This is a genomic window from Pseudomonas sp. TSO6, from assembly GCF_056098905.1.
The window spans coordinates 52484-67923 of record NZ_JBLZWV010000065.1 but is presented as its reverse complement, the minus strand read 5'-3'; the positions used below and the strand labels follow the sequence as shown (position 1 = coordinate 67923).

The 15440-nt window shown below is 63.3% G+C and carries 11 protein-coding genes; 3 read left to right on the top strand and 8 right to left on the bottom strand.

Annotation, left to right across the window (positions count from 1 at the left end; all coding sequences use genetic code 11):
* Nucleotides 1–75: 75 nt before the first annotated feature.
* The 5 genes from ACN6NG_RS25690 to ACN6NG_RS25670 all read right to left on the bottom strand — a co-directional run bounded on the left by ACN6NG_RS25690 (nt 76) and on the right by ACN6NG_RS25670 (nt 8243).
* Nucleotides 76–1044 carry a FecR domain-containing protein gene (locus tag ACN6NG_RS25690; RefSeq protein WP_474316838.1) on the bottom strand — a complete coding sequence of 323 codons (969 nt, stop codon included), beginning with the start codon at nt 1042–1044 and terminating at the stop codon, nt 76–78.
* Nucleotides 1037–1573, bottom strand: a complete 537-nt coding sequence (locus ACN6NG_RS25685; protein WP_474316874.1) for a sigma-70 family RNA polymerase sigma factor — start codon at nt 1571–1573, stop codon at nt 1037–1039. The genes ACN6NG_RS25690 and ACN6NG_RS25685 overlap by 8 nt, the downstream gene beginning before the upstream one ends.
* Before the next feature lie 96 nt (nt 1574–1669).
* Nucleotides 1670–2626, bottom strand: coding sequence for an arsenic resistance protein (locus ACN6NG_RS25680; RefSeq protein ID WP_474316836.1), 957 nt, complete (start codon nt 2624–2626; stop codon nt 1670–1672).
* 248 nt (nt 2627–2874) lie between these two features.
* Complete coding sequence (glyA, locus tag ACN6NG_RS25675) at nt 2875–4128, bottom strand: serine hydroxymethyltransferase (RefSeq protein WP_063423692.1); 1254 nt, start codon at nt 4126–4128, stop codon at nt 2875–2877.
* A gap of 284 nt (nt 4129–4412) precedes the next feature.
* Nucleotides 4413–8243, bottom strand: coding sequence for a sensor domain-containing protein (locus ACN6NG_RS25670; RefSeq protein WP_474316834.1), 3831 nt, complete (start codon nt 8241–8243; stop codon nt 4413–4415).
* A 247-nt stretch (nt 8244–8490) separates the two neighbouring features.
* On the opposite strand from ACN6NG_RS25670, the gene ACN6NG_RS25665 reads away from it, so the two are divergent.
* From ACN6NG_RS25665 to gdhA, 3 genes are all read left to right on the top strand, one after another.
* Complete coding sequence (locus tag ACN6NG_RS25665) at nt 8491–8901, top strand: hypothetical protein (RefSeq protein ID WP_474316832.1); 411 nt, start codon at nt 8491–8493, stop codon at nt 8899–8901.
* A 302-nt stretch (nt 8902–9203) separates the two neighbouring features.
* Nucleotides 9204–10871, top strand: a complete 1668-nt coding sequence (ettA, locus tag ACN6NG_RS25660) for an energy-dependent translational throttle protein EttA (protein ID WP_016501553.1) — start codon at nt 9204–9206, stop codon at nt 10869–10871.
* Between the two features lie 221 nt (nt 10872–11092).
* Complete coding sequence (gdhA, locus tag ACN6NG_RS25655; RefSeq protein ID WP_474316830.1) at nt 11093–12433, top strand: NADP-specific glutamate dehydrogenase; 1341 nt, start codon at nt 11093–11095, stop codon at nt 12431–12433.
* A 132-nt stretch (nt 12434–12565) separates the two neighbouring features.
* Here gdhA and ACN6NG_RS25650 read toward each other — a convergent pair whose 3' ends face one another.
* The 3 genes from ACN6NG_RS25650 to ACN6NG_RS25640 form a co-directional block, all read right to left on the bottom strand.
* Nucleotides 12566–13063 (bottom strand): GreA/GreB family elongation factor, encoded by a 498-nt coding sequence (locus ACN6NG_RS25650; RefSeq protein WP_474316828.1) that lies wholly within the window; start codon nt 13061–13063, stop codon nt 12566–12568.
* A gap of 68 nt (nt 13064–13131) precedes the next feature.
* Nucleotides 13132–13488 carry a lipoprotein gene (locus tag ACN6NG_RS25645; RefSeq protein ID WP_041167873.1) on the bottom strand — a complete coding sequence of 119 codons (357 nt, stop codon included), beginning with the start codon at nt 13486–13488 and terminating at the stop codon, nt 13132–13134.
* Between the two features lie 91 nt (nt 13489–13579).
* Entirely contained in the window at nt 13580–15433 is a 1854-nt protein-coding gene (locus tag ACN6NG_RS25640; protein WP_063423696.1) for an Lnb N-terminal periplasmic domain-containing protein, read from the bottom strand.
* Nucleotides 15434–15440 lie beyond the last annotated feature (7 nt).

Here is a 15440-nt window from a genome sequence, read left to right as displayed (position 1 = left end):
TCGTCCCCGCCCTGTGAAAGTGATGTGCTTACGGAAGGGACACGCAGCTTGAGGAAAACACGACAACGATTTTTTCTACGCGTTGGCACGCGCGGTGAGGGTGACCCAGTAAGGCGTCCGGTAGTGGACATCCACCGGCAATGTCTGGCTCAGGGCGCGCAGAATCTGATCGGTGTCGCGCAACTGGAAGGTGCCGGAAATCAGCAGCCCGGCCACGGCCGGATCGCATCGCAACAGGCCGGGTCGATAGCGCCCCAGCTCGCTGATGAAGTCATCCAGGCGCGTCTTTTCTACCCGCAGCACATGGCTGAGCCAGTCGAGATGATTCTGGGCCAGCGGCATGGGGGGCTGTGCAGCCTGGATGCTGACATGGGTTTGCTGGCCGGCAGCCAGGCGCACCAGGCCATCATCACCCGGTGACAACCGCGGGCGCACCTCGACAGCGCCCTCCAGTGCGGCGAGGAACGTGCTGCCTGGGTAATGACGCACTAGCAAACGGCTACCGAGCGTGGTGATTTGCGCTTCGGCGGTATCGACGATGAATGGGCGCCTTGCAGGCTCGCTCAGCACCTCGACCAGCATCTCACCGGTGATAAGGTGCACGCGGCGAGCACTGTCGCCGTAGGCGATATCGACGGCGCTGCCGGTATTCAGACGAATCTGCCCGCCATCCGGCAGGTGCACGGTGCGTAGCTCCCCGACGGCGGTACGCGCGTCCGCCCGCCATTCGCGCCACGGCAGCCCTCGGTAGGCGGCGAGGCCAAGCGGAGCGGCGGCGATCAGCAGCGCAAGGGTTTTGAGCGCATTCCGGCGTTCCAGGCTGCGCGGGCGCTCCAGGGCCGCCCGTGCGGGTTCACCGGAAAGCTGCTGGGCCCGGCTGCTGAAGCGCTCGGCCAGTTGCCAGGCGCGTTCGTGGTCAGTGTGCCGCGCTCGCCACTCGGCACCGGCCGCATGCTCTGCGGCGCCGGCGCTGCTGTTCTGCAAGCGCACGAACCAACTGGCCGCTTCACGGGCAATGCGCCGGTCGATGGGCGTATTACTCATGTTGCACGCACAGGCTGGCGAGCACTATGCATTCCTCAAACGCCCGCGCAAGGTGACGTTGTACCGTGCGTACGCTGAGCTTGAGGCGGCTGGCGATCTCTTCTTGGGTATAACCTTCAAGCTGCGCCATCAGAAACGCTTGCCGGCTTTGGGCTGGCAGCAGCGCAAGTACCTGGTCAACTTCGTCGAGGGCTTCGAGCACCAGCGCCTGATGTTCCAACGACGGTGCCAGTGCTTCCGGTGTTTCCGCCAGCGCGGCCAGATAGGCTTGCTCCAGTGACCGGCGGCGATAGAAGTTGATGGTCAGGCGATTGGCAATGGTGGCCAGATAGGCGCGTGGAGCCGAGCAGTTCAGCGGTTCGCCAGCCGCACTGCAGAGAAGCCGCACGAACGTGTCCTGGGCCAGGTCTGCGGCATCGGCGGCACTGCCCAAGCGCTTGCGCAACCAACTCTGCAGCCAACTGTGATGGTGGCTGTAGAGTTGGTCGATGGCCTGATGCTGGGGGCGGTTTACTAGATTGCACGGGATAGAATGAATGTTAATGAGAATTCATCGCATTCTATCAGGATAGGTTCGCGCGCGTACAAGCAAAAGGTTCAGCTTCCCTCAATCTGCCTTTATTCATCAGCCTCGCACTAATGCGGGGACTACGCGCACATAAACCAGCTCACTCAACAGTTCCACCAGCGTCTGGGTAATCACTGCCGCTGCGGCCAGGCCGCGAATGTCCTCCGGCAAAGCTAACGCCAGCGGCAACACCACCAGCGAATTACGCGTGGCGGCGCTGAAAGTTACCGAGCGTGCTGCGGTGGCCGGCAGGCGTAGCAGCCGCGCCGCGATGAAGCCGAGCGCTGGCGCCAGCAGCATGAAGCCGATGTACACCGGAATCACCGGCAGCAAGCGGTCGAAACCACGCAGTACCGTGGCAATCTGCGAAGCGATCACAACCACCAGCACCAAGGCCATCGCCGGCACGGGCAACCACGCCCAGGCGTCGTTCCAGGTCGCGACTGTGCGCGAGTGGCGGGCACCGGCGCTGGTCAGCACCGCAAGCAGCATGGGCACCACGATCAGCAGTAAGAAGGCTTCCACGAACGGGGTGATGGAAATGGCCACGTTGTTGCTGTCTCCCAGCATCAGGGCCAGGTAGATCGGCAGCAGTGCCAATTGCACCAGCAATAGCACGGGGGTGGCGGCCAGGGTCAGGCGCGAGTCGCCTTTGCCGATGTGGGTGAACACCACCACGTAGTCGATGCAGGGTGTAAGCAGTACCAGCAGGGCGCCGACAAGGATCGCCGGGTGCTCGACTAACCCGCGGGTGATCGCCCAGACCAACAGCGGCACAAGAATGAAGTTGGCGAGCAGCAGGGCGCCCATGAAACGGCGATTACCCAGGCCCTGGCGCAGGTCGAGGAAAGGGATTTGCAGAAACATCGCGTACATCAACACGGCGATGGCAGGGGTGACCAGGGCTTCCAGGTGTCGCGCGCTGTCGCTGGCCATCAAGCCGAAGGCAACGGCTGCGAGCACGGCAGCGAAGTAGATCGGGATCTGGTGGGTCTCGAGTTGTTCTCTGGTCAAGGTGTGGCCTGTGGTAGGTGGTGTCAAACAGGGTAATACGTGATGGCACGTGGCTGCTCGAAATCATTCCCTGTGGGAGCGGGCGTGCCCGCGAACACCGGCGCAGCCGGTGCCATCCACCGCGTAGCTTTCTTCGCGGGCACGCCCGCTCCCACAGGATGTGTATCAGGCCTGCGAACGTGTTTCATGGTCCGCTCACGAAAAAGCCCGGCACTGGGCCGGGCTTTTTCACTTCAGGCTGGCGCCAGTCAGTTGCCGTAAACCGGCAGCTTCTTGCAGATAGCCTTGACCTTCTCACGTACGGCGTCGATCACCGCTTCGTTGTTCAGGTCAGCCAGGATGTCGCAGATCCAGCCAGCCAGTTCCTTGCACTCGGCTTCCTTGAAACCACGGGTGGTGACGGCTGGGGTGCCGAAACGCAGGCCCGAGGTGACGAACGGCGAACGTGGGTCGTTCGGTACCGAGTTCTTGTTGACGGTGATGAAGGCCTTGCCCAAAGCGGCGTCAGCGTCCTTACCGGAGATTTCCTGCTTGATCAGCGACAGCAGGAACAGGTGGTTCTGGGTGCCACCGGACACCACGTCGAAGCCACGCTCGATGAATACGCTGGCCATGGCCTGGGCGTTTTTCACGACTTGCTGCTGGTAAGTCTTGAACTCAGGCTGCAGGGCTTCCTTGAAGCAGATGGCCTTGGCGGCGATGACGTGCTCCAGCGGGCCGCCTTGGGCGCCTGGGAAGACAGCGGAGTTCAGCTTCTTCTCGATGTCGGCGTTGGCACGGGCCAGGATCAGGCCGCCACGTGGACCGCGCAGGGTCTTGTGGGTGGTGGTGGTGACCACGTCGGCGAACGGAACAGGGTTCGGGTATACGCCAGCGGCAACCAGGCCGGCAACGTGGGCCATGTCGACGAACAGGTAGGCACCGACCTTGTCGGCGATGGCGCGGAAGCGGGCGAAGTCCAGAACCTGCGAGTAGGCCGAGAAGCCGGCAACGATCATTTTCGGCTTGTGCTCGACAGCCAGGCGCTCGACTTCGTCATAGTCGATCAGGCCGTTGCCGTCGATGCCGTACTGGATGGCGTTGTACAGCTTGCCCGACGAGCTTACCGAAGCACCGTGGGTCAGGTGGCCACCGTGGGCCAGGCTCATGCCCAGGATGGTGTCACCGGCCGACAGCAGGGCCAGGTAAACAGCGGCGTTGGCCTGGGAGCCAGCGTGCGGCTGGACGTTGGCGTAATCGGCGCCGAACAGTTCCTTGGCACGGTCGATGGCCAGCTGCTCGACGATGTCGACGTACTCGCAACCACCGTAGTAACGCTTGCCCGGGTAGCCTTCGGCGTACTTGTTGGTCAGGACCGAGCCCTGAGCTTCCATGACTGCCGGGCTGGTGTAGTTTTCCGAAGCGATCAGCTCGATATGCTCTTCCTGGCGCAGGGCTTCTTGCTGCATGGCTTCGAAGAGCTCGGCGTCGTACTTGGCAATGGTCAAATCACGGCTGAACATGGCGGTCCTCAAGGATCGGGGTAGTTTGGGTGGGCATTCTAACCGATTGATTCGCGGCTGGCATATGAAGTGGCATCAAGTCGCGGACCAATGGGGCTCATGTTGCATCCCGCGCCGTGTCTGGGCTGGGTGGGTTCCGGAGCTGACTCTCAGGTCCATTTTTTGGGGCGCATATGGCCCCATCGCCGGCAAGCCAGCTCCCACAGGATTGGCGCTGGCCTTGAGGCTGATGCATCACTTGTGGGAGCGGGCTGGCCGGCGATGAGGCCAGTGCAGGTACCGCATCAATGGAACATGAACAGCGTTTCGTTGGAGAACTGCGCCTCGAACTGGTGTGCCGGCATCGGTCGGCCGAACAGGTAGCCCTGCACTTCGTCGCAGCCATGCTCGCGCAGGAACTCCAGCTGCTCGTGGGTTTCCACGCCCTCTGCGATTACCGCCAGGTTGAGGCTGTGGGCCATGGCGATGATCGCCCGGGCAATCTGTGCGTCCTGCTCGCCTTCGGGCAGGCCGTCGACGAAGGTGCGGTCGATCTTCAGTACGTCGATGGGGAACTGCTTGAGGTAGTTGAGCGATGAGTAGCCGGTGCCGAAGTCATCCACCGCAATGCTCAGGCCGAGGTTTTTCAGGCTGGCCAGAATCTGCAGCGCCTCGTTCACCTCGCGCATCAGGATACTTTCGGTCAGCTCCAGCTCCAGGCAGGCCGGTGGCAGGCCGCTTTCTTCAAGAATGTTGGCAATCCGCGTGCCCAGCTGGCCGTCGGAGAACTGCCGTGCCGAAATGTTCACCGACACCTTCGGCACCCGCACCTTGGCCTTGTGCCAGGCCTTGAGCTGGCGGCTGGCCTCGCGCAGCACCCAGTCGCCCACGTCCACCACCAGGCCCAGTTCCTCGATCACCGGGATGAAGTCGCCCGGCGGCACCAGGCCACGGGTGGGGTGGCGCCAGCGCAGCAGTGCTTCGGCGCCGGTCAGGCGCTTGCCGTCGCCGCTGAACTGCGGCTGATAGTAAAGGATGAACTCGTTCTGCTCCATGGCGTGGCGCAGGTCGCTTTCCAGCTCCAGGCGCTCCAGGGCGCTGGCGTTCATCTCGGCCTGGTAGAACTGGAAGTTGTTCTTGCCGCGTTCCTTGGCGTGGTACATGGCGGTGTCGGCGTTTTTCATCAGCTGGCTCAGCTCACTGCCGTCCTGCGGGCTGAGGGCGATGCCGATACTGGCAGTAACGAAGAACTCGCGGTTTTCCAGCACGAACGGCCGCACCAGGCTGCCGAGGATGTTCTCGGCCACGTGGATGGCGCGGTTCAGCGCCAGTTCGCGGCTGGCGCGCGGTTGCAGCAACAGGGTGAACTCGTCGCCGCCCATGCGCGCCACAGTATCGTCGTCATCCACGCAGGCCAGCAGGCGCAGGGCCATGTCTTTGAGCATGCGGTCGCCGGCGGCATGGCCGAGGGAATCGTTGATCGGCTTGAAACGGTCGAGGTCGAGGAACATCAACACTACCCACGCCTTCTGCCGCTCGGCCTGCTGCAGGGCGTTGTACAGGCGGTCCTGGAACAGCGTGCGGTTGGGCAGGTGGGTGAGGGCGTCGTAGTAGGCCAGGCGGTGGATGCGCTGTTCGCTGGCCTTGCGCTCGCTGATGTCGGTGAAAAAGCACACGTAGCTGGCCAGGTCGCCTTCGTCGTCCAGTACCGCAGTAATGCCGACCCAGGCCGGGTAGTGGTCGCCGTCACGGCGCTTGAGCCACACCTCGCCTTCCCAGCTGCCGCGCTGGTGCAGTTGCTTGACCACATAGCGCAGGTGGCCTTCCTGCTGTTCGTCGACGGTGAGCATGCCCGGCAATTGGTCGAGCACTTCACTCACGGCATAACCACTGACACGGCTGAACGCCTCGTTGGCCTGCACGATATAGCCGGCCGGGTCGGTGATGAGAATGGCCGAAGTGGAATGCTCGAATACCGTCGCGGCCATGCGCAGGTCTTTTTCCGCGCGGCGTTGCTGGCTGATGTCACGGCCCACCCCAAGCACGCCTTCAAAGCGCTGGTCATCGTCCCACACCAGCACCAGGCGCAGTTCGATGGGGATCTTGCGGCCATCGCCACGCAGGCAGTCGAACAGGAACAGCTGGGTCGGCAGCTGGCTGCGCAGTTGGGCCAGCTGGACCGGGTCGCCCATGGCCTTGCTGACGCGTTCCATCAGGCTGTAGATGCCGGTGAGCTGGGCCGGGTTGGCGATGATCGACTGCCAGCCGTTGGCGAAGATCCAGTCGGCCTGGTAACCCAGCACGCTCTGCACCGAAGGGCTGACGTAGTTGAGCTTGAGCAGGCTGTCGGTGGAGAAGATCACGTCGCTGATGCTTTCGGCGAGCATGCGGTAGCGCTGTTCGCTGTCGCGCAGCGACTGGCTGGCCTCTATCTGCACCGTCACGTCCTTGCCCACGCCGATGATGCGCGTTACCAGGCCTTCGGCGTCACGGGTCAGCACCTGCTCGCGGATGTCATAGCAGCGCCAGCCGCCATCACGGTGGCGGAAGCGTAACTGGCAGTGCAGCGGGTGGTCATGGCCGCTGTCGCGCTGTTGCTGGCGCAGGGCCTGATAGTGCGCGGCATCTTCGGGGTGCAGCAGCAGCTCCCAGAAGCGGTCGCCCATTTGCGCGAGCTCGGTGCGGTCGTAACCCAGGGTCTGGCCAAGGTGGCGGTTGCTGAAGATCATCCGCTGGCTGAGCACGTCCTGCACGTACAACTGGTCGGGGACGGTGCGCACCACGTCCGACCAGAAGCTTTCGCGCTCCAGCAACGACAGCTCCACCTGCTTGCGGCTGGTGATGTCGCTGATGCTGAGAATGACCGCCTGGTAGTCGCTGCGCTGCTGCGGCAGGCGTGCCATCAGCCACAGGTGCAGCTCGCCGCCCAGCGGCGCCGGCAGGCGTACTTCCAGCTCCAGCAGCGGGCGGTGTTCGATCAGCGCGTCGATCAGTTGCATGCCAATGCTGTCGCGGCCATCGCCCGTGCCGTCGATCAGCCGCTGCCAGGCACCTTCGTGGCAGTTGATGTTCAGCAGCTGGCGGGCAACCTGGTTGACCTCGGTGATTTTCAGCTCCAGCAGCAGCGAGCGGCGCAGGTTCGGGTCCAGGGCCAGGCTGTGTTTGAGCGCGGCGCGGTTGCGCAGGTGGTAGCGGTCGAGCTGGCCGGGCAGGCTGGACAGGTCGAGCACACACAAGGCCACGCCGGTGCCTTCGAAAATTTCCTGGTAGCGCCGGCGGTCTTCCTGCAGCGCGCGCTGGCGGCGGCGCATGTTGATCAGGGCCAGCACTGGCAGCAGGGCGCAGAACAGCACCAGCAGGCATTTGCCGATCAGTGCCGGCAGCAGTTTCTGCTGGGTCAGCTGAGCGTCGAACAGGCCGCGCAGCTGCCAGGTGCTGTTGTCGATAAAGGCCAGCATCACGCTCTGTAGCGGCTCGCTGCCGGTGTCGGCCGGCGCGTGGCGTTGCAGTACCTCGCCGCTGCGGCTGTTTTCCAGCAGCCACAGGGGGTGGCCGGCGCCATCGAGGTGGACGGTGAGGGTGCTGTAGTAGTCCGGCGACAGGCGCAGCAGCCAGTAGCCACGGTCCTGCTCGGTGGACTGGCGCAGCAGCAGGTAGAGGGTGCGGTTGTCGGCTGAATTGGTGAAGAAGTAGGGGCGGCCCTGGTTCAGCTTCAGCAACTCGTCAAGCAACTTCCGGTCAGGGCTGCCGGCCAGGCTGTCGCCGCGCAGTTGCCCTGCGCTGTCCAGCCAGGCCACGCTCTGCAGGGCAGGCAGGCGCTCGCGCAAGGTATGCACAAGGCCCGGCAGGGCGTCGGGCGTCGGCGGAGTGACGTAAGGCTGCACCACATTTACCGCCTGCTGCGCCTTGAACGCCATGTTCAGGCTCAGGTGGTCGGCCAGTTCCGCGGTGGCGTCCAGGCTTTGTTTGCGCAGGTCGGCCTGGGTGTGGTTGAACTGGGCGAAAAGCTGCCACAGCAGCAGGCCCAGCAGGATCAAGGCAAGCATCGCCAGCGCACCCTTGACCGACCCGCGCAGGGTAGCGGCGGGCGCCTGTGGCGCGGTACGCAATGTCGAAGGATGAGTAAGGTTGGTCAAGCGTTGATCCTGCGATTGGGCTGGCGATGGCAGGGAAGCATCATGCACGGTGTATGCCGGTGTCTGGTGGCGCACAACGGTGGCGCACTATAAGGCCGGACACCCGAAACCGGCTAGCATGCCTAGGATTATGGCAAAGTGCCAGCCATGTTGACCGATGGTGCCGGCCCGGTGGTTCGGCAAGCCCCTGCAACCTGTGCGAGAATAGCGCCCGCTATACATGACAACGCATCGGAGATGTTCGGTTTTGGTTACTCACTTTTCCTCCAATGGCCTCGATTCCGCCTGTGGGCGCAGCAGTCAGACCCTTGTCAGCACTGCCGTGACCGAGGACGTATCCTGCAAGTCTTGCCAGCGCTCGCTGGTCAAACCTGACGCTGCCGCCAGCGCCAAGAGCAAAGCGCCATCGCTGGCTGAACTGCGCAAGACCGCCAAGGCGGCAGCGCCAGCGCCGGCAGAGGCGGCGGTCAAGCCTGCTGCCAAGCTGGTCAGCACTGCGCCTGCGGCTGGCAAACCGGCCAAACCGGCCAATGTGGCCGAGCAGCAACCAGCCCGCAGCGGCGGCTTCAGCGTGAAGTCCGCCTGGGCCGCGCGCCTGGCCGGGCAGGGCGACCGTTGCCGGTTGCCGCGGGGCAAGGCCAAACAGCACCACGTCTGAGCCATCTCGGCTGCTGTGCCGGCCTCTTCGCGGCTAAAGCCGCTCCCACAGGGATATCACCGCCTTCAAGGGCAATGCAGTACCTGTGGGAGCGGCTTTAGCCGCGAAGAGGCCGGCAAAGGCAACAAATTCCCCCCAGGGACAACACCGATCCCACCCCACTCTCGACCCCTCCTATGCAACGCCGCGCGTTGGCGTAGAATGGTCGACTTTGTTCAATGACACCCGAACACGCATCCCCCTGGCCATGCTGCCTGGGCGATCGTCGATGTCTTTACCTATCTGAATTAGAGGGCTTGGTTTTGGCTCAATACGTCTACACCATGCATCGGCTGAGCAAGGTCGTGCCGCCGAAGCGGGAAATTCTCAAGAACATTTCCCTGTCGTTCTTCCCGGGCGCCAAGATTGGCGTGCTCGGCCTGAACGGTGCCGGTAAATCGACCCTGCTGCGGATCATGGCGGGCGTCGACAAGGAATTCGACGGCGAAGCCCGTCCGATGCCCGACATCAACGTTGGCTACCTGCCGCAGGAGCCACAACTGGACCCGACCAAGACCGTGCGTGAAGTGGTCGAGGAAGCGGTCAGCGTGATCAAGGACGCCCAGGCCCGCCTGGACGAGGTCTACGCCGCCTACGCCGACCCGGATGCCGACTTCGACAAGCTGGCCGCCGAGCAGGCCAAGCTGGAAGCCATCCTGCAGGCCGCCGATGGCCACAACCTGGAGCGTCAGCTGGACGTCGCCGCCGACGCCCTGCGCCTGCCGGCCTGGGACGCAAAAATCGAGCACCTGTCCGGTGGTGAAAAGCGCCGTGTGGCCCTGTGCCGCCTGCTGCTGTCGGCCCCCGACATGCTGCTGCTCGACGAACCGACCAACCACCTGGATGCCGATTCGGTGGCGTGGCTTGAGCGCTTCCTGCACGACTTCCCTGGCACCGTGGTAGCCATTACCCACGACCGTTACTTCCTCGACAACGTCGCTGGCTGGATCCTGGAACTGGACCGCGGCGCCGGCATCCCGTACGAAGGCAACTACTCGGGCTGGCTGGAAGCCAAGTCGGACCGTCTGGCGCAGGAGTCCAAGCAGCAGAGCGCCCACGAGAAGGCCATGAAAGAGGAACTGGAGTGGGTGCGCAAAGGCGCCAAGGCTCGCCAGTCCAAATCCAAGGCCCGTCTGCAGCGCTTCGAAGAAATGCAGTCGCAGGAATTCCAGAAACGCAGCGAGACCAACGAGATCTACATCCCGGCTGGCCCGCGCCTGGGCGACAAGGTCATCGAGTTCAAGAACGTCTCCAAAGGCTACGGCGACCGCGTGCTGATCGACAACCTGTCGTTCGCCATGCCTAAAGGCGCCATCGTCGGCGTGATCGGTGGTAACGGTGCCGGTAAGTCGACCCTGTTCCGCATGCTGATGGGCAAGGAACAGCCGGACTCGGGCAGCATCGAGATCGGTGAAACCGTGCAACTGGCCTGCGTGGACCAGAGCCGCGAAGACCTGGACGGCGCCAAGACCGTGTTCCAGCAGATTTCCGACGGTTCCGACCAGATCCGCATCGGCAACTACGAGATCCCGTCGCGTACCTACGTTGGCCGCTTCAACTTCAAGGGTGGCGACCAGCAGAAGTTCGTCAAGGACCTGTCCGGTGGTGAGCGTGGCCGCCTGCACCTGGCCCTGACCCTGAAGGAGGGCGGTAACGTCCTGCTGCTCGACGAACCGTCCAACGACCTCGACGTCGAAACCCTGCGTTCGCTGGAAGAAGCCCTGCTGGACTTCCCGGGCGCTGCGATCGTGATTTCCCACGACCGTTGGTTCCTGGACCGCGTGGCTACCCACATCCTGGCGTACGAAGACGACTCGAACGTGGTGTTCTTCGAAGGCAACTACACCGAGTATGAAGCCGACCGCAAGAAGCGCCTGGGCGATGCTGCTGCCCAGCCGCACCGTGTACGGCACAAGAAACTGGCCCAGTAAGCCGGTTTTCTGATGCACAAGAATGGGGCCCTTGGTGGCCCCATTTTTGTGCCTGGCTCAAGCGGGAAAACAGCTGATCAAGCGCGTGTTTTGTATACACTTATATAAAACGCACCAAATAATTTCAAAAAAACGACATTTCGCCCTATTCCAGTGCGATTGCTTCTTGGTACATTCGAAAAAAAACCAATAAGTCCAATCCTCTTGGTGAGATGTCTACCATGATCGAATCTGTCGACCATTTCCTTGCACGCCTGCAACAGCGTGACCCCGGCCAACCGGAATTCCACCAGGCGGTGGAAGAAGTGCTGCGCACCCTGTGGCCGTTCCTTGAAGCCAACCCCCACTACCTGCAATCGGGCATTCTCGAGCGTATGGTCGAGCCTGAGCGCGCGGTGCTGTTCCGCGTTTCCTGGGTCGATGACCAAGGCAAGGTGCAGGTCAACCGCGGCTACCGCATCCAGATGAGCAGCGCCATCGGCCCGTACAAGGGCGGCCTGCGCTTCCACCCGTCGGTAAACCTCAGCGTGCTGAAGTTCCTGGCTTTCGAGCAGGTTTTCAAGAACTCCCTGACCTCGCTGCCCATGGGCGGCGGCAAGGGCGGCTCGGACTTCGACCCGAAAGGCAAGAGCGACGCCGAAGTGATGCGCTTCTGCCAGGCGTTCATGAGCGAGCTGTACCGCCACATCGGGGCTGACTGCGACGTACCGGCCGGCGACATCGGCGTGGGTGCCCGCGAAATCGGCTTCATGTTTGGCCAGTACAAGCGCCTGGCCAACCAGTTCACGTCGGTGCTGACCGGTAAAGGCATGACCTACGGCGGCAGCCTGATCCGCCCGGAAGCCACCGGCTTCGGCTGCGTGTACTTCGCCGAAGAAATGCTCAAGCGCCAGGGCAAGCGTATCGACGGCCGCCGCGTGGCAGTTTCCGGCTCGGGCAACGTGGCCCAGTATGCGGCGCGTAAAGTGATGGACCTGGGCGGCAAGGTGATCTCGCTGTCCGACTCCGAAGGCACCCTGTACGTCGAAGCCGGCCTGACCGATGCCCAGTGGGACGCCTTGATGGAGCTGAAGAACGTCAAGCGTGGCCGCCTGAGCGAACTGGCCGGGCAGTACGGCCTGGAGTTCCGCAAGGGCCAGACCCCGTGGAGCCTGCCGTGCGACATCGCCCTGCCGTGCGCCACGCAGAACGAGCTGGGCGCCGAAGACGCCCGTACGCTGCTGCGCAATGGCTGCATCTGCGTGGCCGAAGGCGCCAACATGCCGACCACCCTCGAAGCTGTGGATATCTTCCTGGACGCCGGCCTCCTGTATGCCCCGGGCAAAGCCTCCAACGCCGGCGGCGTGGCCGTTTCGGGCCTGGAGATGTCGCAGAACGCCATGCGCCTGCTGTGGACTGCCGGTGAAGTGGACAGCAAGCTGCACAACATCATGCAGTCGATTCACCATGCTTGCGTGCACTACGGTGAAGAAGCGGATGGCCGTATCAACTACGTCAAAGGTGCGAACATCGCAGGCTTTGTGAAAGTGGCTGATGCGATGCTGGCCCAAGGCGTAGTCTGACCTGAAGTTTTTTGGGGCTGCTTTGCAGCCCATCGCCGGCAAGCCAGCTCCCACAGGGTCATCACAGGGCTCGAGGGCTGTGATGTCCCTGTGGGAGCTGGCTTGCCGGCGATGGGCCGCACGGCGGCCTCCTCAGGGCTCACCCTCGATCCCGACCACTTCAATCACCTGATCCCCCACCGGTCGCCGCCAAACCACTTCATCCCCAGGCCCCGCGCCCAGCAACGCCCGCCCCAGTGGCGAACCCCAGTTGATCAACCCCCGCCCGGCATTCGCTTCATCCTCGCCCACCAGCTGCACCACCTGCTCCTGGTCCTGCGCATCGACAAACCGCACCCGGCTACCAATCTGCACCTTGCTGTGTGAGGTGGCTGCGGGCACCACCTGGGCACTCTGCACTCGCGCACTGAAGTAACGCAGGTCCCGCTCGGTATCGGCCAGCCGCTGCTTGTCGCCACGTTCGCCCTGCGCCTGCAGTTCGCTGCGCAAGGCATTCAGCTCGGCCACGCGGGCCTGGAGCTGGCGCAGGCCGTTGGCGGTGAGGTAGTTGGGTTGTTCGCTGACACGACGCTCGACCGGCTGGTCGGCCTGGGCGGCAGCCTGGTCTTCGTTGACGAATGCTCGGCTCATGTAGGGCCTCCTATGTGCAGGAGACCATCATGTCAGGCCGCCGGTTTCAAGGAATGTCCGTTTGCGACTCAGTTGTGGCGATAAGCCTTGGCGGCGCCACGGTCCTTTTCCTGTTCCCAATCGCGGTCGCGCTGGTCCCAGAAGCGTTCGTGGTACTCGCGCTGTTCTTCACTGTTCTGCATGGCGTGGCACTGGCGGAAGCCGTCGTCCCAGCCGGTTTCGTACTGGCGCTCGTGCAGGTAGCGCGGCACGTTCTTGCTGAAGCCGCCCACCATCAGCCCGGCCGCCTGCCGGCCGCTGCTGCAGCCATCCTCAAAGCCATCGGCATAGGCAGGGGGATAACCATGGTTGAGCATCTGCTCGTGAGTGGTTTCGCAACCTGACAGCAACAACGCAATGCACACGCCGAACCAGTACCGCGACATGACCACCAGACCCTCCCGTAGATAGTGGAAAGTCTAGGCGGCCATTTGTCGAGGAGCTGTCAAAACAGTGTCAAAGAGTCGATTGGATCGCTCAGTAGTGGTACCACTTCAATTCGAGCATTACCTCGTTCTGTGCGGTAGCCAGGTGGCTGAACTCGCGCGAGGCACTCAACCGCAGCCCCAGGTTCTGGCTGAGCTCCCACTGCTGGTTCAGGCTCACGCTGCGCCGCACTTCGCCGTTGGTGAAGTAATCACCCTTGGCCTCCAGCGTCATGTTGCCCAAGCCGTTGCGCCACAGCAGGCCGCCATTGAACCCTGCCGCCGGGGCGATGAACTGGGCGAAGTCGTTGTGATGCTCGACCCGCACCGTGCCCAGGGCAAAACCCAGCAACCCGTCGGCCAGTTGCCAGGTGCCACCGGCGCCGCCGTTCACGTGGCTTACCAGCACCTCGTCATCATGCTTGCCCGGCACCCGCTCCAGGCCGCCGGCCACCTGCCACGACCAGGGTTTGAGCAGCTCGTTACGGGGTGTCAGCGAGCGAATGGTGGCCAGGTCCAGGCGCTGCACCTGCCAGTCATTACCCTCGTACTGGCGCACCTTCAGCTGCAGGATCTCGATTTGTGCCCCCAGCGGGAAGCCGTAGGCATTGTCGTTCAGGTCGTGGTAGGCCATGCGCAGGCCGTACTCGGCGTAGGCGCGGTCTTCACGGGTGCCCACGCCCAGTTGCCAGGTGCGTGAGTCATGGCCATCCTCGGGCAGGCCGGGGCGCTCGATCTGCAAGGGCGGCGGCGGGTTGCTGTTGATCGCCCGCAGCAGCTCGAAGCTGCGTTTCGCCTGCCCGGGGTCGCGTTCCTGGCCATTGGCCCGGTAGCGCTCCAGGCGATAGGCGGCGTCTTGTACCAACGCCTGGCGTTCCCGGGGCAGGGCCTTGAATTCGGTGCTTTGCAGTTGTGCGGTGTTGGCACTCACGGCCAGCACCTGACGCTTTTCGTTGTGGTCAAGCGGCTCCGCCCGGGCCAGCAATTCACGTTCGCGGGAAGGGCGGTACACCTCGCTGGCGACCAGGCCGGACTGTTTTACGGCCTTGACCGTATCGGTCGGGATGGCGGTCAGCGGGAACTGCGAGGTCAGGTCCAGGCTCGGCCGGGCCACTTGCAGCAGCTCCAGCAGGCGATACGAGCAGTTTTCGTCGAAGAAGAAGTAGTCGAACTGGATCTGCTTGAGTTCCCACACATGCTCGACCATGCGCCCGGTTTCTTCGGGGGTGAGGTCCAGCTGGTATTCCCACAGGTCGCGGTTTTCCAGGCTGCGGTATTCGGACAGTTTTTCCTGGTAGGGCATCAGCGCGAACAGCCCTGGGTAGCCGCCCATCAGGCCCTTCCAGGCGTACAGGATGCTGTTGTCGCTGCCTTCGATGTAGGCGCCGAAGTTGATCGCGTAGCTCAGCAGCGTGGTGTCGTCGCTGCGGGTGCTGGACTGGTCGATGCGCAGCAGGGTGTGGCCGAACATCGACGACGGGCTGTTCAGGTAGGCCGCCGGAAAGATCAACGCGGCGCTGTGCGGGTCGATCGACTTGTACCAGGTCTTGAACTCCTGGCAGTCCGGTTGCGGCAAGCCTTGCAGGTCAAGCTGTTCGCGCAGCCAGCGGGTGCGGGCGGGGAATACGCATTGGGCGTGCTTGTCGCCGAGGCTGGCCGGGGCATACAGCGCTTTGACCGTGGCTTGCAGCTCTTGGTCGGGGTGGTGCGCACCGTCCTCGGCGAGGAAGAAGGCGTCATCGTCCACATAGCTGCGCCAGCCACCAAGCTTGGCGGTTTCGTAGTGACCAATGGCGAGCCAGTAAGGGGTATTTGCCAGTTGCTGGAGACGGCCTTGATCCAGCACGGGCGCGGCATGAACAGGGGCGCAGGCACACAGCGCCAGGGAAGCGAGGCGTTTGAGCATATCAGGC